The sequence below is a fragment of the Comamonas granuli NBRC 101663 genome (assembly GCF_000739995.1).
Lineage (GTDB): Bacteria > Pseudomonadota > Gammaproteobacteria > Burkholderiales > Burkholderiaceae_C > Simplicispira > Simplicispira granuli.
In genome coordinates this window covers 92,278-115,084 of the sequence record NZ_BBJX01000004.1, presented here as the reverse complement: position 1 = coordinate 115,084, position 22,807 = coordinate 92,278, and the positions used below count along the sequence as shown (strand labels likewise).

Sequence of the window (22,807 nt, the reverse complement as noted above, 5' to 3'; positions counted from 1 at the left end):
CGCCGCCTGCGCAGCATGCCGGTCCTGGGCCTGTGCCTGGCGCTCGCCGCGTCTGCGGCGGCGCCGGTGTTCGTGCCGGGCGAGCACTTCACCCTGGCGTGGACGCATTCCATCGAGAAGGTGCGCTGGGAGGAAGACTACGCCGTGCTGCCCGACCCGCCCCGGCTGCAGGCCGTGGCGGCGCGCGTGCGCGGCTCGGCCGCGGGCATGGAGCCGCCGCCGGGCGCACGCCTGCAGGGCGGCTGGTACCACTACACGCCGGCCCCCGGCCTGCAGGAGCCCCTGCGCCTGACGCGCTCGGAGTTCACCGCCGACTACGCGCTGTGCACCGCGCAGTACTGCCAGCCGCTCGGGCGCTGGCTGCCCTCGGATGGCGGCGTGACGCTGCTGCGCGCCTGCACCGGGCCGCCGGACTGATGCGCCGCATGGATGCGCCGGAGTGACACGCCAGGGTACTGGGCCTGCGTTACGCTCGCACGGTGAATTACGCCCAACTGCTGCTGCCGGACTTCAGCATCATCCTCGCCGGTTACCTCATCTGCCGCTACACGGCCCTCAACCGTACGGTATGGCAGCCAGTGGAGAGCCTGGTGTACTTCCTGCTCTTTCCGGTGCTGCTGTTCCAGTCCATCGTCAAAAGCCCCATCCAGCTCGCCGAGGCCTCGGGCCTGATGGCTGCGGGGCTGCTGCTGAGCCTGGGCGGCATCGCCCTGGCCTATGCCCTGCCGCGCCTGCCGGGCCTGCGCGCGCGCATCGGCGCGCGCGAGCACGCGGCCGCGGCGCAGGTGGCCTTCCGCTTCAACTCCTTCATCGGCCTGGCGCTGGCCGAGCGCGTGGCGGGCAGCCAGGGGCTGCCGATGATCGCCGTGCTCATCGGCGTGTGCGTGCCGCTGCTCAACGTGGCCGCCGTGTGGCCCATGGCGCGCCAGGGCGAGCACCACTTCGCGCGCGAGCTGCTGCGCAACCCCCTGATCCTGGCTACCGTGGCGGGCCTGGCCTGCAACCTGCTGGGCCTGCGCATCCCCGGCTGGATGGAGCCCACCGTGCAGCGCGTGGGCGCCGCTTCGCTGGTGCTGGGCCTGATGGCCGCCGGCGCGGGCATGCAACTGGCACAGTTGCAGCGCGCCCGGCTGCTGTCGGCCGCGGTGCTGACCATACGCCACCTGCTGCTGCCGCTGCTGGCCTGGGTGCTGGCGCGCGTGCTGGGCCTGGACGCCACGCAAGGCGCCGTGCTGCTGGCCTTCTCGGCCCTGCCCACGGCGTCGAGCTGCTACGTGCTGGCCGCGCGCATGGGCTACAACGGCGCCTATGTGGGCGGGCTGGTCACGCTCTCCACCCTGCTGGGGCTGGCCAGCCTGCCGTTTGCCCTGGGTGCACTGCGTTGAAACTATTATTTTGATAGCTGCTCGCGCTTGATGGGCGGGCGCTACAGCCGTTTTTCATTCAAATTTCTGCTGTGCCAGCGCCCAGGCCACATGCTCGCGCACCAGGGCGCTGTCATGCGCGGCGCGCGCCTGCAGGGCCGTGCGCAGCTCCGCCGCCTGCGCCGCATCGGCCGTGCGCAGCGCATTGCCCAGCGCCACGGCGATGTTGCGCAGCCAGCGCTCGTGGCCGATGCGGCGGATCGGGCCGCCCTCGGTCAGGCGCAGAAAGGTGGGCTCGTCCCAGGCGAACAGGTGCACGAGCTGCTGCCCCACCAGGCCGGCGCGCGCGTCGAAGTCGGGCAACTGGCTGGGCCGGGCGTACTTGTTCCAGGGGCAGATGAGCTGGCAGTCGTCGCAGCCGTAGATGCGGTTGCCCATGAGCGGGCGCAGCTCCAGCGGGATGGGGCCGGCATGCTCGATGGTGAGGTAGGAGATGCAGCGCCGCGCGTCGAGCCGGTAGGGCGCGATGATGGCCCCCGTGGGGCACACATCCATGCAGGCCTGGCAAGAGCCGCAGTGCGCCGTGACGGGCGCGCTCGGCGCCAGCTCCATGTCCACGTAGATCTCGCCCAGGAAGAACATGGAGCCGCCCGCGCGGTTGAGCACCAGCGTGTGCTTGCCGCGCCAGCCCTGGCCGCTGCGCCGGGCCAGCTCGGCCTCCAGCACCGGCGCCGAGTCGGTGAACACGCGGTGCCCCAGCGGCCCGACCTCCTGCGCGATGCGCTCGCACAGCTTCTGCAGGCGCGCGCGCAGCACCTTGTGGTAGTCGCGCCCCCGGGCATAGACCGAGACGATGGCCTCCTCCGGGCGCTGCAGGCGCGCGAACTCCACGGCCTGCCAGCCCGGCGGCGCGTCCACGGGCGTGGCGCGCGGCAGGTAGTCCATGCGTGCGGTGATCACGCTCACCGTGCCCGGCACCAGCTCGGCCGGGCGCGCGCGCTTGAGGCCATGCGCCTGCATGTAGTGCATCTCGCCATGGAACCCCTGGGCCAGCCATTGCATCAACCCTTCCTCAGCCGACGACAAATCCACACCGGACACCCCGATTTGGGAAAATCCCAGCTCGCGTGCCCACTGCGCAATTCGAGGAACCCATTGACTGCTGCCGACCACCATCGCCCGATTGTAGAAAGCGCCCCCGCCACGGCCACGCTGCAAACCCATTGGCGCAACGAGGACGACACCGCCGCCTTCGCGCGCCAGCTCGCCGCGCAGCCGCTGCTGGCCAACGCCTTCATCACCCTGCACGGCGACCTGGGCGCGGGCAAGACCACGCTGGTGCGCCACCTGCTGCGTGCGCTGGGCGTGCAGGGCCGCATCAAGAGCCCGACCTACGCCGTCGTCGAGCCGCACGAGGCGCCGGGCCTGGCCATCTGGCACTTCGACTTCTACCGCTTCAGCGACCCGCGCGAGTGGGAGGACGCGGGCTTTCGCGACCTGTTTGCGCAAGCCGGCCTCAAGCTGGCAGAATGGCCGGAGAAGGCTGCAGCGCTGATCCCTGCTGCGGACCTTGCTATCCACATTGAAGCACTGGACGAGCAGACGCGGCACGTGACGCTGCGCGCGCACACCCCGGCCGGCCAGCAACTGCTGCAAGGATTGCACGCATGACCCCTGGGCCCCACCGCCACGCCCCCCTGCCCGCCGGCGCCGCCCGCGCGCCGCGCCGGCGCGCGCTGCTGCAGGCCGGCGCGCTGGTGCTGCTGCTGGGCCGGCAGCACATCGCGCGCGGCGCCAGCATCGTGGCCGTGCGCGTATGGCCCGCGCCCGAATACACGCGCATCACGCTCGAATCGGACGAGCTGCTGCGCGTGCGCCAGCACTTCGTCAGCGACCCGCCGCGCCTGGCGGTGGACATCGAGGGCATAGACCTCAACCCCGAGCTGCGCGAGCTCGTGGCCAAGGTGCGGCCCGACGACCCCAACATCGAGCGCATCCGCGTGGGCCAGAACGCGCCCGGCGTGGTGCGCCTGGTCGTCGACCTCAAGCAGCCCGCGCGGCCGCAGGTCTTCTCGCTCGCGCCCGTGGCCGCCTATGGCCACCGCCTGGTGTTCGACCTGTACCCGCAAACCCCCGTGGACCCGCTCGAAGCCCTGATCGCCGAGCGCCTGCGCGATGCGCCCGCGCCGCGCGGCGCCGCCGCCGACGGCGGCCACGCGCTCGGCCTGCCCGCCACGGCCGAGCCGCCCGACCCGCTGGGCGAGCTCATCGCCCGCACCGAGTCGCAGCGCAAGAGCGCCGCCGCCGCGCCGCCGCCCATGACGCCGCGCCCCGCGGCGCACACCGACCGGCTCATCATCATCGCGCTGGACCCCGGCCACGGCGGCGAGGACCCGGGCGCCATCGGCCCCGGCGGCACGCGCGAGAAGGACGTGGTGCTCAAGGTCGCGCACCTGCTGCGCGAGCGCATCAACGCCACCACCGTGGACGGCAACCCCATGCGCGCCTACCTCACGCGCGACGGCGACTACTTCGTGCCCCTGGCCACGCGCGTGCAGAAGGCGCGGCGCGTGCAGGCCGACCTGTTCGTCTCCATCCACGCCGACGCCTTCACCAACCCCGAGGCGCGCGGCGCCAGCGTGTTCGCGCTGAGCCAGAGCGGTGCCTCCAGTTCGGCCGCGCGCTGGCTGGCCAACAAGGAGAACCAGGCCGACCTGGTCGGCGGCCTGAACGTGCGCGCCAAGGACCAGCACGTGCAGCGCGCCCTGCTGGACATGAGCACCACCGCGCAGATCAACGACAGCCTCAAGCTCGGCAGCGTGCTGCTGGGCGAGATCGGCAACGTGGGCCGGCTGCACAAGCCGCGCGTGGAGCAGGCGGGCTTTGCCGTGCTCAAGGCGCCCGACATCCCCAGCGTGCTGGTGGAGACGGCCTTCATCAGCAACCCGCAGGAAGAGGCCCGGCTGCGCACCAGCGCCTACCAGGAACAACTGGCCGACGCGCTGATGCGCGGCATCATGCGCTACTTCGCCAAGAACCCGCCCCTGGCGCGCAGCCGCACGGTGTAGGGCTTGTGCCCCGCCCCCCGGCAGGGGTACAGTGCCTGGCAGAAAGGAGCCCCGCCATGGCACAAGCGCACACCCCCTCGGGCCAGGTGGTCCGCCTGCGGCCCCTGGGTGCACAGATCGGCCAGACCAGCAGCAGCGCCATCCTCAAGGCAGGCCAGCTCGAAGCCATGCGCATCGTGCTGCCCGCAGGCAAGTCCCTGCCTCAGCACCAGACCCCGGGCGAAGCCACCGTGCTGTGCCTGGAAGGCGAAGTGGAACTGCACAACGCCCAGGGCACCCAGACCATGCAGGCGGGCGACTTCGTGCACCTGCAGGCGCGCGCGCCGCACGCGCTGCGGGCGCTGCAGGACGCCTCGCTGCTGGTGACCGTGTGTCTGCTGCCCGGTTGACGCCTATTTGCATCCTATCGGCCTGCAGCGCTTGCCCAGCAAGCGCCATAAGCTATTCATTTGATAGCATTTGCGATCCCCCCAGCTCGGCCTCCAGGCAGCGCAGCAGCGCGGCGGCGGGCATGGGGCGCACCGCCGCCACGCCCTGCCCGGCCCACAGCGAGAGGTAGTCGCCCCGGCCGCTGGCAGCGGCCGCGCGGCGCAGTGCGGCAGTGAGCGCGTTCTGCACCGGGTAGGCGGGCACCTCGGCCTCGTGCGGTTGCAGGCGCTCGACCAGGGCGTTGACGATGCCGCGTGCCGGCCGGCCCGAGATAGCGCGCGTGAGGCGCGTGTCGGTGGCACTGGCGCGTGCGAGCGCCGCGCGCCAGGCCGCGGGGATGCCCGCTTCGTCGCAGGCCAGGAAGGCCGTGCCCATTTGCACCGCCTGCGCCCCCAGCGCCTGCGCGGCGCGGATGCCGCGCCCGTCCATGATGCCGCCCGCCGCGATCAGCGCCACGCCGCGCGGCGCCAGCGCGTCGGCACAGGCGGGCAGCAGCGCCATGCTGCCCACCAGGGCATCCCGCCAATCGCCCAGGAAAGTCCCCCGGTGCCCGCCTGCCTCCAGGCCCGAGGCGCAGACGGCGTCGGCCCCCACGTCGGCCCAGGCCAGGGCCTCGGCCACCGTGGTGGCCGTGCCCACCACGGTGCAGCCTGCGGCGTGCAGGCGCTGCACCTGCGCGGCGCTCAGCAGGCCGAAGGTGAAGCTCGCGACGGCCGGGCGCAGCGCGATGAGGGCGTCGAATTGCGCGGCAAAGTCCTCGCACCAGCGCGCGGGCGGCGCCTGCGGCAGGCCCAGCTCGGCATACAGCGGCGCGAGCAGCGCCTGGGCGCGGGCCACTTCATCGCTGCGGGGCGCGGGCGCCTCCTGCACGAACAGGTTGATGCCGAACGGCCGCGCCGTCTGCTGGCGCAGCTGCGCCACCGCCTCGGCCATGGCGGCGGGCGAGCGCATGCCGCAGCCCAGCATGCCCAGCCCACCGGCGGCCGACACGGCCGCCGCCAGCGCAGGGGTATCGGCCCCCGCCATGGGGCCCTGGACGATGGGCAGGCGCAGGCCCAGTGTGGCGCACAGGGAGGGGGTGGGCATGGCGGGGTTCCTTTCCGGGTTCACGAAGGGGTGCCGCCCTGCAGCGCCTGCTGCAGGGCCGCGAGCGCCGCGCTCTGGTAGCCACGGCGCCATACCAGCTGCGTGGCGATGCGCGCCAGCGGGTGCAACGTCAGCGCAGGGGCGCGGCCCGCGCCCTGCTGCGTCAGCGCGAGCACCGAGCGCGGCGCCACGCCCACGCAACTGCCGCCCGCCACGCAGGCCAGGATGGCGTGGTAGGAGCCCAGCTCCAGAATGCGCAGGGGCTGCGCACGCGGCGCCAGCCAGTCCAGCGCCATGTAGCGGTAGGTACAGCCGTGCTCGAACACCGCCAGCGTGCCCACCTGCACGTCCTGCGGGCCACGCACGGGGGGGTGGCCGGCGGGCAGCACCAGCAACAGCTCCTCGGTGAACACCGGCTGTGCCTGCAGCGCGGGATCCGGAGGCACGCCCGGGGGCCAGGCGACGAGCACGGCATCGAGCGCATGCGCGCGCAACTGGTCCACCAGGGCCTGGGTGGCACCCGTAACCAGCTCCAGCGCCAGATCGGGCCAGCGGCCGTGCAGGCGCGCCAGCGGCGCGGGCAGGCGGCTGGCGGCGGTGCTCTCCATGGCGCCCAGGCGCAGCCGGCCCACGGGCTGGCCGGGGTGTACGGCCTGGCGCGCCTCTTCGGCCAGCGCCAGCAGGCGCTGCGCGTAACCCAGCAGCACCTGGCCCGCAGGCGACAAGGCCATGCGCTTGCCCTCGCGCAGGAACAGCTCGGCGCCCAGGTCGGCTTCGAGCTGGCGCACGCGCGTGGTCACGTTGGATTGCACGCGCTGCAGCCGCTCGGCCGCACGCGTGACACTGCCCTCCTGCGCCACGGCGCAGAAAATCTCCAGTGCCGTGAGGTCCAGCGGGGCAGCGGGGGCATGCATGGGCGCATATTATCTCAAAACAAGAACATAAAAACAGTAACCATCTTTTGTTAAGATGAAACTCTCCCTCTCCCGCAGCCCTCTCCCCCCCTCACCCTGCCATGGCCCCCGCACCTGCCCCCCGCCGCCCCGACCCCGTCCACAGCGCCCTGGGCACGGCCCTGGCAGGCATGGTGGCGCTGGCCTCGGCCATGGGCATAGGCCGTTTTGCCTTCACCCCGCTGCTGCCCATGATGCTGCACGACGGCGTGGTGGACATCGCCACCGGCAGTTGGCTGGCCACGGCCAACTACTTCGGCTACCTGGCCGGGGCACTGTGCTACATGCTGCTGCCCTGGCTGGGGCGGCGCTTGGGCCTGCAGCCAGGCAATGCCCTGCTGGTGCGCACGGGCCTGGTAGCCACGGCCGTGCTCACCTTCGGGCTGGTGCTGCCCTGGGCCTCTACCTGGCCGCTGCTGCGCCTGCTGGCGGGCGTGGCCAGCGCCATGGTGTTCCTCGGCACGGTCAACTGGTGCATGGTGCGCCTGGCGCATCTGGGCGCGCCGGCGCTGGCCGGGCTGATCTTCTGCGGCCCGGGGCTGGGCATTGCCCTGACGGGCCTGGCCGCCAGCGGCATGGTGGCCCTGCACTGGACCGCGGCCATGGGCTGGGGCGCGCTCGCCCTGCTCGCGGCGCTGCTGGGCGCGGGGGTCTGGCGCGTCTTTGGCGCCGAACCGGCTGGTGCACCCGCCGGGCCGCAGGCCGCGGCCCCGGCCAGCGCGCCGCCCGCGCACCCCGTGACCGAGCGCGCGCTGCTGGCCCTGGGCTACGGCATCGCGGGTTTTGGCTACATCATCACGGCCACGTTCCTGCCCGTGATCGCACGCAATGTGCTGCCCGCGGGCTCGGTCTGGCCCGACCTGTTCTGGCCCCTGTTCGGTGCGGGCGTGGCGCTGGGCGCGCTGCTGTCCACGCGCATCGCGCCCGAGCGCGACCGGCGCGTGCTGCTGGCCCTGGCCTACGCCATGCAGGCCGGCGCCATCGTGCTGGGCCTGGTGTGGCCCAGCCGCACGGGCTTTGCGCTGGGCAGCCTGCTGCTGGGCCTGCCGTTCACAGCCATCACCTTTTTTGCGCTGCAGGAAGCGCGCCACATCTGGCCCCAGGCCGGCGCGGCCTTCACCGGCCTGCTCACCGCCCTGTACGGCGTGGGCCAGATCGCCGGCCCGCCCCTGGCGGCGGCCCTGCTGCAGCGCGCCGCCACCCAGGCCCAGGGTTTCGACCACGCACTGGGCGTGGCCGCCAGCGCCCTGGCGCTGGGCACGGGCATGTTTGCCTTCATGGCGTGGCGCTGGCGCTAGGGACTTGCGCACCGTCCGCCGGCGCGCGCCAGGCCTTGCCAGCCTTGGACCCCTCCGCCCCTATGAAATGGCAGGCAGCCCAGTGCCCCTCGCCCTGCGCCTGCAAGGCAGGCGCACTGTGGGCGCATTCCGGCTGCGCCATCGGGCAGCGGGTGCGGAAGGTGCAGCCTGACGGGGGCTGGGCCGGGCTGGGGATGTCGCCCTTCAACAGGGTCTTTTCCCGCGCGCCCTGTGCGCCGATCTTCGGCACCGCCGCCAGCAGGGCTTTGGTGTAGGGATGGCGCGGCTGCGTGTACAGCGTGCCGACCGGGCCGATTTCGACGATCCGGCCCAGGTACATCACCGCGACACGCTGGCTGATGTGCCGCACCACGGCCAGGTCGTGTGCGACGAACAGGTAGGACAGACCGAGATCCTGTTGCAGGTCCTGCAGCAGGTTGATGACCTGCGCCTGGATGGAGACGTCGAGCGCGGACACCGGCTCATCGCAGACGATCAGCTTGGGCTTGAGCGCGAGTGCGCGGGCAATGCCCAGGCGCTGGCGCTGGCCGCCCGAAAACTCACTCGGGAACTTGCGCATGGCCGCCTTGTCCAGCCCGACGCGCTCGAACAGCTCGGCCACACGCTCCGGGTCCACCGCCTTGCCCTGGGAGAAATTGCGCAGCGGCTCGGCGACGATCTCGGCCGCGCGCATGCGCGGATTGAGCGACGCATAGGGGTCCTGGAACACGATCTGCAAGTCCCGCCGGTACGGGCGGAACTGGGCGGGCGACAGATTGGCGACGTCGGTTCCCTCCAGCAGGATGCGGCCCGCGGTCGGCTCGATCAGGCGCAGGATGGTCTTGGCGGCGGTCGACTTGCCGCAGCCCGATTCGCCCACCAGCCCCAGCGTTTCCCCGTAGCCGATCGAGAAGGAAATGTCGTCGACCGCCTTGATCGGGCGCGGGCGCGGCCAGACGCCCCGCCCTGGGTAGTACTTGACCAGGTTCTGTACCTCCAGCAGCGCAGGCTTGGCGGCCACGGCAGCGACTTGCGTGAGTTCGGCGGAAAGGTGGTTCATGCGGCGGCCCTCTCGAAAACCTGCGCGAGTTGCCAGCAGGCCGCGCGGTGGGTGTCATCAGTGGCGGTCAGCCCCTCCAGCGGCGGGATCCGCGTGTGGCAGACGTCTTGCACCTGCGCGCAGCGCGGGGCGAAGCGGCAACCTACGGCCGCGGTGCGCAGCGAGGGCACCATGCCGGGAATCTCGGACAGGCGCGTGCGCGGCTGCGTCAGCGGTGTATCGAGGTGGGGCATCGCGCCCAGCAGGCCGCGGGTGTAGGGATGGCTGGGGCGGGCGAACAGCTCGGCGGTGCCCGCCTCTTCGACCTTGCGCCCGGCGTACATCACCACCACCCGGTCGCAGCTCTCGGCAACCACCCCGAGATCGTGCGTGATGAGCACGATCGCGGTGCCGGTCTCGCGCCGCAGGCGGTCGAGCAGATCCATGATCTGCGCCTGGATCGTGACGTCCAGGGCGGTGGTCGGCTCATCGGCGATCAGCACGGCCGGCTTGCAGGCCAGCGCCAGCGCAATCATGGCGCGCTGGCGCATGCCGCCGGAAAACTGGTGGGGGTACTCCTTCACGCGCCGCTGCGGGTCGGGAATATTGACCAGCGCCAGCAATTCGACCGCACGCTCCCAGGCCGCCTTGCGGCCCAGGCGCTGGTGCAGGATCAGGACTTCGGCGATCTGCTCGCCTACGGTCAGCACCGGGTTCAGCGAGGTCATGGGATCCTGGAAGATCATGGAGATCGCATTGCCGCGAATCTCCTGCATGCGCGCCTCGCTGGCCTGCAGCAGGTCTTCGCCGCGAAAGCGGATCGCGCCGCGTGCATGGGTGGTGGGCGCTGGGGGCAGCAGGCGCAGGATGGCCATCGCGGTCACGCTCTTGCCGCAGCCGGACTCGCCGACCACGCCCAGCATTTCACCCGCATGCACCTGGTAGGAGATGCCTTCCACCGCGCGCGTGACGCCGTCGCGGCTGGCAAAGCTCAGGTGCAGGTCGTCGACTTCAAGTATCGGGCTGCTCATGTCGGGCTCCAGGTCAGAGTTTCTTGGCGATGCGGGGGTCGAGCAGATCACGCAGGCCGTCGCCGACCAGGTTCACTGCCAGTACCGTGAACCCGAGGAACAGCCCCGGGTACAGAATCACGCCGAACGCCAGTTGCACCACCGAACGGCCGTCGGCCATGATGTTGCCCCAGCTTGGCACTTCGGGCGGCGTGCCGGCGCCGAGGAAGCTGAGGTAGGCTTCGAAGATCATGGCCGAGGCGCAGATGAAGCTGGCCTGCACGATGAGCGGCGTCAACAGGTTGGGCACCACATGGCGCGCCAGGATCACCGGCAGGCGCGTGCCCATCGCTTCCGCCGCCTGGATATAGGGCTGCTCGCGGATGGTCAGCACCAGCGAACGGACCAGCCGCACCACGCGCGGAATTTCCGGCAGGGCGATGGCGATCACCACGGTCTGGATGCTGGCCTGCATCAGGGTCATCAGCGCCACCGCCAGCAGGATGCCGGGAATGGCCATCATGCCGTCCATGATCCGCATGATCACGGCGTCGGCCCAGCGGCTGAATCCAGCCACGGTGCCGATCACGATGCCCACTGCGACGCTCAGCAGCGCAACGCAAAAGCCGACCAGCAGCGAGACGCGCGCGCCGTACAGCGTGCGCGAGAGGATGTCGCGCCCGAGGGCGTCGGTACCGAACAGGTAGGTGGCCGAGGCCGGCTTCAGGCGCTGGACCACGTTCATCTCGGTCGGGTCGTGCGGACTCAGCCAGGGCGCCAGCAAGGCCGCCAGCAGCATTGCCAGCAGCAGCGCCAGGCCCAGCACCAGCATCGGATGGCGCGTGGCAAAGCGCAGCAGGTACGGCCGGCGCGCTTCGCGTGCGATGCGCGCCTCCAGTTGGTCGAGAGTGACATCCATCTTGAAAAGCTCCTGGATACTTGCGTCTGCCGCGTCAATAGCGGATGCGGGGATCGAACAGGCTGTACAGCAGGTCGATCACGAGATTGATCAGCACGTAGGCCATGGAAGTGACCAGCACGATGCCCTGGATCACCGGGTAGTCACGGCGCAGGATGGAGTCCACCGTCAGGCGGCCGATGCCCGGGATCGCGAACACGCTCTCGGTGACGATCACGCCGCCCAGCAGCATGGCCACGCCCAGGCCTATCGTGGTGACGATGGGCACCGCGGCGTTCTTCAGCGCGTGGCGCAGCAGCAGCCGGTGGCGCAGCAGGCCCTTGGCGCGGGCGGTGCGGATGTAGTCCTCGCCCAGCACCTCGACCATCGTCGCTCGCGTCATGCGCGCCAGCAGCGCGGTGTAGATCAGTCCGCCACTGACCACCGGCAGGATCAGGTGCCGGATGAAGGGCGACCACCCCTCCGACAGGCTCTTGAAGCCCTGCACCGGCAGCCAGCCGAGCTGGGTCGAGAACCCGTAGACCAGGCCGTAGCCGATCAGGAACACCGGCAGCGAAAACGCCACCACCGAGAGCACCGTCATCACCCGGTCGATCCAGGTGCCGGCTTTCCAGGCAGCCCAGATTCCCATCGGCAGCGCGAACACGATGGCAAACAGCATCGTCAGCGCCGTGAGCCACAAGGTGGGCTCGGCACGCTGCAGTATCAGTTGCGACACCGGCATGCCGGAGAACACCGAGTTGCCGAAGTCGCCATGCAGCATGCGCCACACCCACTGGAAGAACTGCTGGACCAGCGGCTGGTCCAGTCCCAGCGAACGGCGGATGTTCTCGATATCCTCGGCGCTGGCCGTATCGCCAGCGATGATCACGGCGGGATCGCCGGGTGAGAGGCGCAGCAGCAGAAACACGATCACTGCCACGATGGCCAGCACCGGGATGACCGCAACGATCCGTTTGATCAGGAGATACATGGGGAATCTCTGGTTGCTCTGGAAACAGGATGGGGCTGCCAGCCGGCCGGCGCAGGTGTCCGCAGCCGGCCGGGGCTCATGCGCCGGTGTGCCGGTTTATTTCTTCTCGACGTTCCACATCACCGGGATGCCGACGTTCAGCACGCCGCTGAGATTGCTGCGGTAGGCCATGGGCTGGAAGAACTGGCCGAAATTCACATAGGGCACGACTTCGTACATGCGTGTCTGGATGGCATCGGTCAGTTGCTTGCGCGCTGCCGGATCGCTCTCGGCCACCCAATCCGCGCGCAGCTTTTCCAGCTCCGCGTCGCAGGGCCAGCCAGACGGCGCGGCCTCGCAACTGGCCTGGGCATAGGCGTTGACGGCGGGAGAGTAGACGTCGGCGCCGACCGAATAGGTGTGGAAGATGTTCCAGCCGTCCTTCTTGGCGCGGCGCGCCTGCAGGGTTCCCCAATCCATCGCCTGGGCCTCGACGTTGACGCCGATCTTCTTCAGGTTCTGGATCGTCACCAGGGCCGCAGCCGCCTGGATCGGCGGCTCCGACGGTGCCAGCACCACGACCTTTTCACCCTTGTAGCCCGCCTCCTTGAGCAGTTGCTTGGCCTTCTCCAGGTTCTGGCCGCCCTGGTAGGCTTGCGCGCCCGCCTTGGTGTCGTTCACGCTGCCGCACATGAAATAGGCCATGCAGGCCGGATGGCGGTACTTGGCGGGAAAGCCCGCTGCCGCCAGGTACTCGTCCTGGTTCACCAGATAGGTCAGGGCCTGGCGCGCCTTGGGGTGATTGAAGGGCGGCAGCTGGTGGTTCGGCCGCAGCCAGCCCTGGTTGCCCAGCGGGTCCACTGCCAGTTTCACGTTCGCGTCCTTGGTCAGCGGGTCCAGGAAGTCGGCGGGCGGCAGTTCGTAGACATCCATCTCACCGCCCTTGAAGGCCGACAGCGCGGTGTTCTGGTCCGGGATGAAGTTCCAGACGACGCGCTCGACATGGACCACCTTGCCGCCCGCCAGGCCGTCGGCCGGCTCCTTGCGCGGCACATAGTGCGGGTTCTTCACGTACACCACCTTGCTGCCCGGAACCCATTCGTCCTTCTTGAAGATGAACGGACCGGAGCCGGTGGTGTCCTTGATCTGCTCGGTCGGCTCGGTCTTGGCGACGCGCTCGGGCATCATGAACGGCACGTTCGAGGACGGCTTGCCCAGCATCTCGATCACGGGGCCGAACGGTTTGGCGAGCGTGATCGTGAAGGTGCTGGCATCGACCGCCTTGAGCTCGCCGATGGCCGCGGCCAGCAGGCGTCCAGAGACATCCCGGGCCGCCCAGCGCTTGATCGAGGCCACGCAATCGGCGGCCGTCACCGGCGTGCCGTCGCTCCACTTGAGCCCGGCGCGCAGGGTGAAGGTCCAGACCTTCTTGTCGGCCGAGACCTTGTAGGCATCGATCATCTGCGGCTTGACCTCGCCCTTGCTGTTTTGAGCAAACAGCGTGTCGTACACCATGTAGCCGTGGTTGCGCGTGATGTAGGACGGATTCTGGATCGGATCCAGGATCTTGAGGTCACCCTGCGGGATCATGTGGATGGTCTTGGCATCGGTAGCCGCCAGCGCCATACCGGCGCCCATGGTGGCTACGGCGAGAACGACCGATGTGAGCAAGCGGTTCGTGCAATGTGGACGGTAAAGCATGGTTTGTCTCCTTGTCTGACTCTTATGGGTGGGGGGGGGGAAGAAGCCTTGGTCGAGCGCCAAGTTGATCAATGCGCTGGGGCCTGCCAGGGTGAGCCGTCGGCGGCGAGCGTCTCGCCCTTGCGCTCGACGATCATTCCGTAGGCACGGGGTTGCCGGTGCAGGTCAAAATTGAAGGTGGTCTTCTTGTAGACCGCACAGAAATCCAGGTCGCAGCGGGCCAGCGCCACCTCGTCGCCCTTGGTGGTGCAGGCGGCAACCACCTCGCCCGAAGGCGCGATCAGGCAACTGCCGCCGATGCTGTCGACGCCTTCCTCGACACCCGCCTTGGCGACACCAGCCACCCAGGTGCCGTTCTGGTAGGCGCCCGCCTGCATCGACAGGCGGTTGTGGAACAACGAGAGGTCGTCATGCTCGGGCGCCGGAGCGTTGTGGACTGGGGTGTTGTAGCCGATGAGCACCATCTCGACGCCCTGCAGCCCCAGAACGCGGTAAGTCTCGGCCCAGCGGCGGTCGTTGCACAGCGCCATGCCGAACACGCCGCCAAACGCCTGGACCACGCCAAAGCGGTGGCCCGGCTTGAAATAGCGTTTCTCCAGGTGCTGGAAGCGCCGCCACGGCTCGTGCTCGAAATGGCCCGGGACATGCACCTTGTGGTACTTGTCGACGATGCGCCCCGCCTTGTCGACCAGGATCGAGGTGTTGTAGCGCACCAGCCCGCCGCCCTCCTGCGCCAGCTCGGCATAGCCCAGGTAGAAGCCAACCCCCAGCTCCCGCGCCAGATCGAACAGCGGCTGCGTGGCCGCATTGGGCATGGAGGTTTCGAAGTAGCTGTTGATTTCAGCCTCGTCCTCGATGTACCAGCGCGGGAAGAACGTGGTCAGCGCCAGTTCCGGGTAAACGATGAGGTCCGCGCCCAGCGCATGCGCCTCGCGCATCAGCGCGCACAGGCGTTTGACCACCTGCTCGCGGGTGTCGCTGCGCTGGATCGGCCCCAACTGGCCAAGTGCAACATTGACGATACGTGCCACGACTTTCTCCTATCCACTATCCAAAAAAACCCACTCCTCCAATCCCTGCCGATGCAGCCATCGTCAGGGGCGATCCGCAAGCTCCACCAGAACCTGCAGCAAGACCTCGGCGCCGGCCACCAGGTCGGCCGGCTCGGTGTGCTCTTTCACGTTGTGCGAAAGGCCCTTCACGCTGGGCACGAAGATCATTCCGGTCGGGCACATGCGCGCCAGCATCTGCGCGTCGTGCCCGGCACCGCTGGGCATGCGGCGGCAGCTGCGCCCTTGCGCCCGGGCCGCGTACTCCACGCGTTCGATCAGCACGGGATCGAACTGCACCGGGTCGAAGCGCGCGAGCATGCGCCGCTCGCAGGCCACGCCTTCATCGGCCGCGGCCTGCTCGGCGAACGACCACAGTTCGGCCTCCGCCGCCTGCAGCGCCGCGCCGTCGGTATTGCGCAGGTCCACGGTGAACAAGGCCTTGTTCGGGATCACGTTCACCAGATTGGGCGTGAGCGTCAGCGCGCCCACCGTCGCGATCTGGTTGCCGCCATAGCGCTGCGTCAGTGCGCGCGCGAAGGTCGCCACACGCGCCGCCACGTAGCCGGCGTCGTTGCGCATGTGCATGGGCGTGGTGCCGGCATGGTTGGAGACGCCATGCAGCGTGAACTCGGTCCAGGAAATTCCCTGCACCCCTTCGACCACACCGATCTGCACGCCCTCACGGTCCAGCACCGGACCTTGCTCGATGTGCAGTTCGACGAAGCTGTCGACCCGGTTCGTACCCACCGGCGCGGCGCCGGCGTAGCCGATGCGGTGCAACTCCTCGCCGACCGTGGCACCGTCGATGCCGCGCGTAGCGAGCGCCTCGTCCAGCGGCAGGCCGCCCTGGAACACCAGGCTGCCCATCATGTCCGGGGCGAAGCGCGCGCCCTCCTCGTTGGTGAAGAACGCCACTGCCAGCGGGCGGCGGGTGCGCACATGGGCATCGCGCAGCGCGGCAATCACCTCGAGACCCGCCAGGACACCGTAGTTGCCGTCGTACAGGCCGCCAGTGCGCACCGTGTCGATATGCGAGCCGGTCATCACCGGCGGGCCGGGCTCGCGCCCCGCGTAGACGGCGACCACATTGCCGATCGCATCGACAGTGACCTCCATGCCGAGCGCGCGCATGCGCCCGACCACCCAGTCGCGCCCCTCTCTGTCGGCATCCGTCAGCGCCAGGCGGCAGACGCCGCCGCCCGGCAGGCCGCCGACCGTGCCCAGCTCGGCCAGGCAGGCGAGCAGGCGCGGGCCATTGATGGCAGCCGCAGTCATGCGCGCGCTCCCGCGGCGGCCAGCACCTCGGCGGCGCTGCGGCCGACCAGCTCGCGGTAGAGCACCGGATCGGTGTCACGCTCGCTGCCGAAGAACATCAGGCGGCTGTCGCCATCGATGCCAAGCGCCGCGCGCTGCCCGGCGTTCTGGGCCACGCCGAGCGCTGCCGCCAGCCCGGCCACGGCCGATTCGCCGGCGACGATCGCCGGATCGCCTGCTGCCGGCGCAGCCAGCAGGCGCATGGTGTCGATCGCCGCCTGATCGGCAATCACGGCAAAGGCGTCCGCCCCCGCCTCCAGGATGCTCCAGGCCAGCAGCGACACCTCGCCGCACGCGAGGCCGGCCATCAGGGTGTCCAGATCGCCATGCACCGCAGTGATCTTGCCGCTGCGCGCGCTTTGCATCAGGCAGTCGGCACGCTCGGGCTCGACCACGATGACGCGCGGGCGCGCGCTGCCCAGGCGCTCCCAGAAGTAGCCGCAGACGGCCGCCGCCAGGCCGCCCACGCCGCCCTGGATGAAGACATGGGTGGGCATCGCTCCCGCCTGCTGCACGGCCTCCTCCACCATGAGCTGGTAGCCCTGCATCACGTCGCGCGGCACATCCATGTAGCCCTCGTAAGAGGTATCGGAGATCACGTAGCGGCCGAGCGCCTTGGCATCCGCGTCGGCCTGGCGCACGGCGTCGTCATAGTTGCCGGCAGTGCGCACCACCTGCGCGCCGTAGTGCTCGATGGCCTGGCGGCGCCCTTCGCTGACGGTGGCGTGGATGTAGATCACGCAGCGGCAGCCGAACAGTTGCGCGCCCCAGGCCACCGAGCGCCCGTGGTTGCCGTCGGTGGCGCAGGTCACTGTGACCTGTTGCGCCAGGTCACGGTGCGCGCCTGCCAGGAGCTGCTGCGTCGTCACGGCCTGCCCCGTTTGCTCGCCGATCACCCGGCACAGCAGGCGCGCCACGGCGTAGGCACCGCCCAATGCCTTGAAACTACCGAGACCGAAGCGCCCGCCCTCGTCCTTGTACTGGATGCTGGCCACGCCGACATCCCGCGCCATGCCCGGCAGGCTGTGCAGCGGCGTGACGGCGTAGCCGGGCCAGGTCTGGATGTCCGCGCGCGCGGCGGACAAGGCCTCCTGGCCCAGAATGGCGCTGCGCGCAGCGCCGTAGGCGGCACTGCGGTCCAGCGCGGGATTCAGGAACACATCGACGGCGATGGCGGGAATGGCAGACATTTTTCTCTCCATGAAAAGGGGTTATTCGTCAAGGTCGTCCAGCATCTGGTGGATGCGCTCGATGCGCTGCATGCGCTTGCGGGAACTTGCCTGCGCGTCGGTCACCAGCTCCATCCCCAGGTAGTTCACGATGCTCATGGCCGCCACATAGGAATCGAAGATCGCCGAGCCCTGGGTCGGGCAATGCAGCACCACGTTGGCCAGCGAAGCCACGTCGGACAGCGGTGCGTAGGTCAGCAGCACCACCGAGGCGCCCGCTTCGCGCGCCACCCGGACCACCTTGGGCAGCAGCCGGGTACGGCGGCGGAAGTCGATAGCGAACAGCACGTCGCGCTTTTCCATGTCGACCAGCACGTCCGCGCTCTTGCTCGCTGCCTCGTTGATCAGCGCAACGTCCGCCTTGGCGTGGGAAAACAGCGCATGGGCGTAAAAGGCGCTGGCATAGCCGTTGCGGTAGCCAACGACCCAGATGCGGCGCGCGTTCTTCAGCAGCTCCAGCGCACGGTTCAGGTCACCGGAGCCCAGGCGCTCCAGCGTCGTCGCCAGATTCCGGATGTCGGCCTCGATGTGGCTGGTGAAACCGGGATGCGGGTCCCCCGCCTGCGCCACCCGGTCCAGGTTGAACAGCGGGGACTCCGAGGAAACGCGGGCGCGGATCGCCGTGCGGAACTCATTGAAATCCTGGTAGCCGATGCGCTTGAAATAGCGCGCCGCGCTGGCCTTGGAGACGCCGGCCAGTTGCGCCAGCTCGGTGGCGGAATAGGCCGCCAGATCCTTCTGGTGGGCAACGATCACGTCCGACAGCTTGCGGTCCGATGGCGACAAATCGTCGTAGCGGCTGCGGATCAATTGCTCGATCGTTTGTGCATCCTCTGCGGGCAAAGCTCTGGCGGCGTCTTTCATCGGAGCGTCCTTCTGCGTCGGTCGGTGCGGGCACCGGATGGAAACAAATGTACCACTTCAAATATTTAATGAAACAGTAATTTCATACAAATACGGGAAAACACCCATGCGGCGGGTGCGCGCGGCTACAGGCAGGCGGGTGTTGAGAGCAGGAGTGCGTGCTGCAAGGCCCAGCAGCCGCACGCTGCCGCCCCGAGCGTGCAGCTCGGGGGTGTGGATCCAGCGCCCCCTAGAGGCCGGCCGCGGCGGCCGGAGACCGGCGCGGGCGCAAGGCCCGAGGTGCGTTCGACCTTACGAGCGCGTGCCGCGCCAGGCGCCAAAAATGGCGATCAGCCCGGGCACGAGGATGAGCGCCCAGATGATTTTTTCCAGGTGCTCGCGCACCCAGGGCAGGTTGCCGAAGAAATAGCCTGCCATACAAATGCCCAGCACCCACAGCAGCGCGCCGCCCACGTTGTAGGCGCTGAACTTGCCGCGCCCCATGGCGGCCACGCCCGCCACGAAGGGAGCAAAGGTGCGGATGAACGGCATGAAGCGTGCCAGCACGATGGTGATGCCGCCGTAGCGCTCGTAAAACGCGTGCGCCTGGTCGAAGGCGCGGCGGTTGAACCAGCGCGAGTTCTCCCACTGGAAGACCTTGGGGCCGAAGTAGCGGCCTATGGAGTAATTGCACTGGTCCCCCAGGATGGCCGCCGCCAGCAGCACCGCGACGGCGGGCGCCAACTCCATGAGGCCGGCGCCGCACAGCGCGCCCACGATGAAAAGCAGCGAGTCGCCGGGCAGAAAGGGCATGACGACCACGCCCGTCTCCACGAACACGATGAGGAACAGCAGCGCGTACACCCACACGCCATAGGCGGCCACGAAGGCCTCGAGGTGCTTGTCCACATGCAGGATGAAGTCGATGAGAAAGGCGATGGCGTCCATGGGCGGCTTTGCAACGATGGCGCGCATTATCCCCACCCGCCCCGGGCGGCCAGGCCGGCCGCCCTAGAATCCGCCGGGTGAACACGACCAGCACCCCGCCCCAGCGCCGCCCCATCCGCGACCTGCCCGACGAGCTCGTCAGCCAGATCGCCGCGGGCGAAGTGGTCGAGCGCCCGGCCTCGGTGGTGCGCGAGCTGGTGGACAACGCCCTGGACGCGGGCGCCACCCAGATCACCGTGCGCCTGCTGGCGGGCGGCGTGCGCCTGATCGCCGTGGAGGACGACGGCTGCGGCATCCCGCAAGGCGAGCTGGCCGTGGCCCTGCGCCGCCACGCCACGAGCAAGATCGCCAGCCTGCACGACCTGGAGACCGTGGCCACCATGGGCTTTCGCGGCGAGGCGCTGGCGGCCATCGCCTCGGTGTCGGAGCTGGCCCTGCTCTCGCGCCCGGCGGAGCAGGCCCATGCCAGCCTGCTCGACGCGCGCAGCGGCGAGCTGCGCCCCGTGGCGCGCGGCCAGGGCACGACGGTGGAGGTCAAGGAGCTGTTCTTCAGCACCCCGGCGCGGCGCAAATTCCTCAAGCAGGACGCGACCGAGCTGGCCCACTGCGTGGAGGCCGTGCGCCGCCACGCGCTGGCCCGGCCCGACGTGGGCTTTGCCATCTGGCACGAGGGCAAGCTCGTCGAGCAATGGCGCGCCACGCTCACACACGGCCAGGGCGATGTGCAAGACGCCCTGGCGCGCCGCCTGGCCGATGTGCTGGGCGAGGACTTCGTCGCCCAGTCCGTGCCCATCGTCCACACCGAGGGGCCGGTGACCATCACCGGCCGTGCCGGCCTGCCCGATGCCGCGCGCTCGCGGCCCGACCAGCAGTACGGCTACGTCAACGGCCGCTTCGTGCGCGACAAGGTCATCCAGCACGCCGCGCGCAGCGCCTACGAGGATGTGCTGCACGGCCAGCGCCAGCCGGTGTATGCGCTCTACCTCGAGATCGACCCGGCGCGCGTGGACGTGAACGTGCACCCCACGAAGATCGAGGTGCGCTTTCGCGACAGCCGCGAAGTGCACCAGGCCGTGCGCCACGCCGTGGAGCGCGCGCTGGCCGCGCCGCGCGCCCAGGCGCTGGCGGCGCAGGCAGACGCAGCGCCGGCGGAAAAATCAGAGCAAAAAAGGCCTGTAGCGCCCGCCTGGCAAGCGCAGGCAGCTATGAAATTTGAAGAGCGGCCGGGCCACCGCGTGAGTGACCTCGGCGCCCTGTGGGGCTCCGGCGGCAACGCCGCAGCCGCGCCCGCCGCGGCCGAAGCCCCACCCGCCTGGACGGCCGGTGCCCCCGCGGCCGCCGCCGCTCCGCCAGCCTGGCCCCTGCCCGGCAGCACGGCCGCACTGCCAGCCGCCACCGGGCCCGCGGCGGCGCAGGCCGGCGGCGCGGCAGCCGCGCCCGTCTGGCCCCTGGGCCGGGCGCTGGCGCAGCTGCACGGCGTGTACATCCTGGCCGAGAACGCCCAGGGCCTGGTGCTGGTGGACATGCACGCCGCGCACGAGCGCATCGTCTACGAGCGGCTCAAGGCGCAGATGGACGCCAGCGCGCGCATTGCCAGCCAGCCGCTGCTGATCCCGGCCACCTTTGCCGCCACGCCCGAAGAGGTGGCCACGGCCGAGGTGCAGGCCGACACCCTGCAGCAACTGGGCTTGGAGGTTGCGCCCTTCTCGCCGCGCACCCTGGCCGTGCGCGCCGTGCCCGCGCCGCTGGCCCAGGGCGACGCCGTGGAGCTGGCGCGCAGTGTGCTCGCCGACCTGGCCGCGCACGACGCCAGCACCGTGGTGCAGCGCGCCAAGAACGAGATCCTGGCCACCATGGCCTGCCACGGCGCGGTGCGCGCGCACCGCAAGCTCACCCTGGACGAGATGAACGCCCTCTTGCGCCAGATGGAAGTGACCGAGCGCTCGGACCAGTGCAACCACGGCCGCCCCACCTGGCGCCAGCTCGGCATGAAAGAGCTGGACGCGCTGTTCCTGCGCGGGCGCTGAACGCCCCGCCGCCCCCTTGCACCAAGCCTGGGCGCGCCTCGTGCGCGCCCGCGCTGCCGCACCCCGATGGGGCACCCATGCACCACTTTGCAACCGATCGCATGAGTTAGATGCATGGCACCATACATTTTTGGTGCATGACGCCATAAACTTTTGGCATAATTCGTTGCTGCGGTGCCGCATTGCCCGCTTTCTTAATGATGAAGGTCCCTTGCATATGAAGTACGAGTCCGTAGGAAGCTTCCTGGAGCAGGTAGCACAACGCAACCCCGGTCAGCCTGAGTTCCTGCAGGCCGTCACGGAAGTCATGGAAAGCCTGTGGCCCTTCATCGAGAAACACCCGCGCTACGCCGACCAGGGCCTGCTTGAGCGCCTGGTCGAGCCCGAGCGCATCATCATGTTCCGCGTGTGCTGGCAGGACGACCACGGCACCGTGCACGTCAACCGCGGCTACCGCATCCAGCACAGCATGGCCATCGGCCCGTACAAGGGCGGCCTGCGCTTTCACCCCTCGGTGAACCTCTCGGTGCTCAAGTTCCTCGCGTTCGAGCAGACCTTCAAGAACGCGCTGACCACGCTGCCCATGGGCGGCGGCAAGGGCGGCTCCGACTTCGATCCCAAGGGCAAGAGCCCGGCGGAAATCATGCGCTTCTGCCAGGCCTTCGCCACCGAGCTGTTCCGCCATGTGGGCGCCGACACCGACGTGCCTGCGGGCGACATCGGCGTGGGCGGCCGCGAGGTGGGCTACATCGCCGGCATGGTCAAGAAGCTCAGCAACCGCGCCGACTGCGTGTTCACGGGCAAGGGCCTGTCCTTCGGCGGCTCGCTGATCCGCCCCGAGGCCACAGGCTACGGCACGGTGTACTTCGCCGAGGAAATGCTCAAGACCCGCGGCAAGTCCTTCGACGGCCTGCGCGTCTCGGTCTCGGGCTCGGGCAACGTGGCGCAGTACTCGGTCGAGAAGGCCATGCAACTGGGCGCCAAGGTCATCACCGTCTCCGACTCCAGCGGCACCATCATCGACGAGGACGGCTTCACCCCCGAGAAGCTCGCCATCCTCATGGACGTGAAGAACCACCACTACGGCCGCGTGAGCGACTACGCCGCCCGCACGGGCGTGCGCTTCGAGGCGGGCAAGCGCCCCTGGCATGTGCCGGTGGACGTGGCCCTGCCCTGCGCCACGCAGAACGAGCTGGACGAAGAGGACGCCCGCGTCCTCATCCGCAACGGCGTGCAATGCGTGGCCGAAGGCGCCAACATGCCCTCGACCATCGAGGCGGCCAAGGCCTTCGAGGCGGCCGGCGTGCTCTACGCCCCGGGCAAGGCCAGCAACGCCGGCGGCGTGGCCACCTCGGGCCTGGAGATGAGCCAGAACGCCATGCGCCTGTCCTGGACGCGCGAGGAGGTGGACGCCAAGCTGTACGGCATCATGCGCGGCATCCACACCGCCTGCCTGGAGCACGGCAAGCTCACCGACGGCACGACCAGCTACATCACCGGCGCCAACGTGGCCGGCTTTGCCAAGGTGGCCGACGCCATGCTGGCCCAGGGCCTGATCTGAGCCTGGCGCACCGG

The 22,807-nt window shown here is 69.6% G+C and carries 21 protein-coding genes; 8 read left to right on the top strand and 13 right to left on the bottom strand.

Translation table 11 applies throughout. The features are described from left to right. Positions 1–15: 15 nt before the first annotated feature. Positions 16–417: a DUF1850 domain-containing protein gene (locus tag CGR01S_RS03920; RefSeq protein ID WP_042422603.1), complete on the top strand. Its 402-nt coding sequence runs from the start codon at positions 16–18 to the stop codon at positions 415–417. A 62-nt stretch (positions 418–479) separates the two neighbouring features. Further along, positions 480–1,385, top strand: a complete 906-nt coding sequence (locus tag CGR01S_RS03915; RefSeq protein ID WP_042422602.1) for an AEC family transporter — start codon at positions 480–482, stop codon at positions 1,383–1,385. A gap of 54 nt (positions 1,386–1,439) precedes the next feature. Here CGR01S_RS03915 and queG read toward each other — a convergent pair whose 3' ends face one another. Continuing rightward, positions 1,440–2,540 carry a tRNA epoxyqueuosine(34) reductase QueG gene (gene queG, locus CGR01S_RS03910; protein ID WP_042422601.1) on the bottom strand — a complete coding sequence of 367 codons (1,101 nt, stop codon included), beginning with the start codon at positions 2,538–2,540 and terminating at the stop codon, positions 1,440–1,442. Here queG and tsaE point away from each other — a divergent pair. From tsaE to CGR01S_RS03895, 3 genes are read left to right on the top strand one after another with little or no spacing between them, the layout of a single operon-like run. Next, the gene (gene tsaE / locus CGR01S_RS03905; protein WP_042422600.1) at positions 2,520–3,035 is read left to right on the top strand and encodes a tRNA (adenosine(37)-N6)-threonylcarbamoyltransferase complex ATPase subunit type 1 TsaE; all 516 of its coding nucleotides are present in this window, start codon (positions 2,520–2,522) and stop codon (positions 3,033–3,035) included. The genes queG and tsaE overlap by 21 nt on opposite strands. Further along, a complete protein-coding gene (locus CGR01S_RS03900; protein ID WP_042422598.1) occupies positions 3,032–4,432 on the top strand; it encodes an N-acetylmuramoyl-L-alanine amidase in 1,401 nt (466 codons plus the stop codon). Before tsaE ends, CGR01S_RS03900 begins: the two co-directional genes overlap by 4 nt. 56 nt (positions 4,433–4,488) lie before the next feature. After that, complete coding sequence (locus CGR01S_RS03895) at positions 4,489–4,821, top strand: cupin domain-containing protein (RefSeq protein WP_042422596.1); 333 nt, start codon at positions 4,489–4,491, stop codon at positions 4,819–4,821. A 52-nt stretch (positions 4,822–4,873) separates the two neighbouring features. Here CGR01S_RS03895 and CGR01S_RS03890 read toward each other — a convergent pair whose 3' ends face one another. Together CGR01S_RS03890 and CGR01S_RS03885 are read right to left on the bottom strand one after the other, a co-directional pair. Further along, the gene (locus CGR01S_RS03890) at positions 4,874–5,947 is read right to left on the bottom strand and encodes an NAD(P)H-dependent flavin oxidoreductase (protein ID WP_042422594.1); all 1,074 of its coding nucleotides are present in this window, start codon (positions 5,945–5,947) and stop codon (positions 4,874–4,876) included. Positions 5,948–5,967: 20 nt separating this feature from the next. Next, on the bottom strand, positions 5,968–6,861 hold the full coding sequence (locus CGR01S_RS03885; protein ID WP_084690552.1) for a LysR substrate-binding domain-containing protein: 894 nt from the start codon (positions 6,859–6,861) through the stop codon (positions 5,968–5,970). Between the two features lie 101 nt (positions 6,862–6,962). Between CGR01S_RS03885 and CGR01S_RS03880 the strand changes: the two genes are divergently transcribed. Then, positions 6,963–8,198 carry a YbfB/YjiJ family MFS transporter gene (locus CGR01S_RS03880; RefSeq protein ID WP_042422592.1) on the top strand — a complete coding sequence of 412 codons (1,236 nt, stop codon included), beginning with the start codon at positions 6,963–6,965 and terminating at the stop codon, positions 8,196–8,198. Here the strand turns inward: CGR01S_RS03880 and CGR01S_RS03875 are convergent. The 10 genes from CGR01S_RS03875 to CGR01S_RS03830 form a co-directional block, all read right to left on the bottom strand. Continuing rightward, positions 8,176–9,258: an ABC transporter ATP-binding protein gene (locus CGR01S_RS03875; RefSeq protein ID WP_042422591.1), complete on the bottom strand. Its 1,083-nt coding sequence runs from the start codon at positions 9,256–9,258 to the stop codon at positions 8,176–8,178. The two genes, CGR01S_RS03880 and CGR01S_RS03875, sit on opposite strands and share 23 nt — an antisense overlap. Further along, the gene (locus CGR01S_RS03870; RefSeq protein ID WP_042422590.1) at positions 9,255–10,268 is read right to left on the bottom strand and encodes an ABC transporter ATP-binding protein; all 1,014 of its coding nucleotides are present in this window, start codon (positions 10,266–10,268) and stop codon (positions 9,255–9,257) included. The genes CGR01S_RS03875 and CGR01S_RS03870 overlap by 4 nt, the downstream gene beginning before the upstream one ends. Positions 10,269–10,281: 13 nt before the next feature. Further along, positions 10,282–11,166, bottom strand: coding sequence for an ABC transporter permease (locus tag CGR01S_RS03865; protein ID WP_042422588.1), 885 nt, complete (start codon positions 11,164–11,166; stop codon positions 10,282–10,284). 34 nt (positions 11,167–11,200) lie between these two features. Further along, positions 11,201–12,139 carry an ABC transporter permease gene (locus tag CGR01S_RS03860; protein ID WP_042422586.1) on the bottom strand — a complete coding sequence of 313 codons (939 nt, stop codon included), beginning with the start codon at positions 12,137–12,139 and terminating at the stop codon, positions 11,201–11,203. A 96-nt stretch (positions 12,140–12,235) separates the two neighbouring features. Beyond that, a complete protein-coding gene (locus CGR01S_RS03855; RefSeq protein WP_084690551.1) occupies positions 12,236–13,819 on the bottom strand; it encodes an ABC transporter substrate-binding protein in 1,584 nt (527 codons plus the stop codon). Between the two features lie 68 nt (positions 13,820–13,887). Next, on the bottom strand, positions 13,888–14,850 hold the full coding sequence (locus tag CGR01S_RS03850) for an N-carbamoyl-D-amino-acid hydrolase (protein WP_042422581.1): 963 nt from the start codon (positions 14,848–14,850) through the stop codon (positions 13,888–13,890). A gap of 63 nt (positions 14,851–14,913) precedes the next feature. Continuing rightward, a complete protein-coding gene (locus tag CGR01S_RS03845) occupies positions 14,914–16,146 on the bottom strand; it encodes a Zn-dependent hydrolase (RefSeq protein WP_042422580.1) in 1,233 nt (410 codons plus the stop codon). After that, entirely contained in the window at positions 16,143–17,375 is a 1,233-nt protein-coding gene (locus CGR01S_RS03840; RefSeq protein WP_042422578.1) for a diaminopropionate ammonia-lyase, read from the bottom strand. The genes CGR01S_RS03845 and CGR01S_RS03840 overlap by 4 nt, the downstream gene beginning before the upstream one ends. 21 nt (positions 17,376–17,396) lie before the next feature. Continuing rightward, positions 17,397–18,278 carry a MurR/RpiR family transcriptional regulator gene (locus CGR01S_RS03835; protein ID WP_042422576.1) on the bottom strand — a complete coding sequence of 294 codons (882 nt, stop codon included), beginning with the start codon at positions 18,276–18,278 and terminating at the stop codon, positions 17,397–17,399. Positions 18,279–18,569: 291 nt separating this feature from the next. Continuing rightward, the gene (locus CGR01S_RS03830) at positions 18,570–19,205 is read right to left on the bottom strand and encodes a DedA family protein (RefSeq protein WP_042422575.1); all 636 of its coding nucleotides are present in this window, start codon (positions 19,203–19,205) and stop codon (positions 18,570–18,572) included. A gap of 77 nt (positions 19,206–19,282) precedes the next feature. Here CGR01S_RS03830 and mutL point away from each other — a divergent pair, with 77 nt between their 5' ends. Together mutL and gdhA are read left to right on the top strand one after the other, a co-directional pair. Further along, positions 19,283–21,232 (top strand): DNA mismatch repair endonuclease MutL, encoded by a 1,950-nt coding sequence (gene mutL, locus CGR01S_RS03825; protein WP_245616750.1) that lies wholly within the window; start codon positions 19,283–19,285, stop codon positions 21,230–21,232. Positions 21,233–21,449: 217 nt separating this feature from the next. Then, a complete protein-coding gene (gdhA, locus tag CGR01S_RS03820) occupies positions 21,450–22,793 on the top strand; it encodes an NADP-specific glutamate dehydrogenase (protein WP_042422573.1) in 1,344 nt (447 codons plus the stop codon). Positions 22,794–22,807 lie beyond the last annotated feature (14 nt).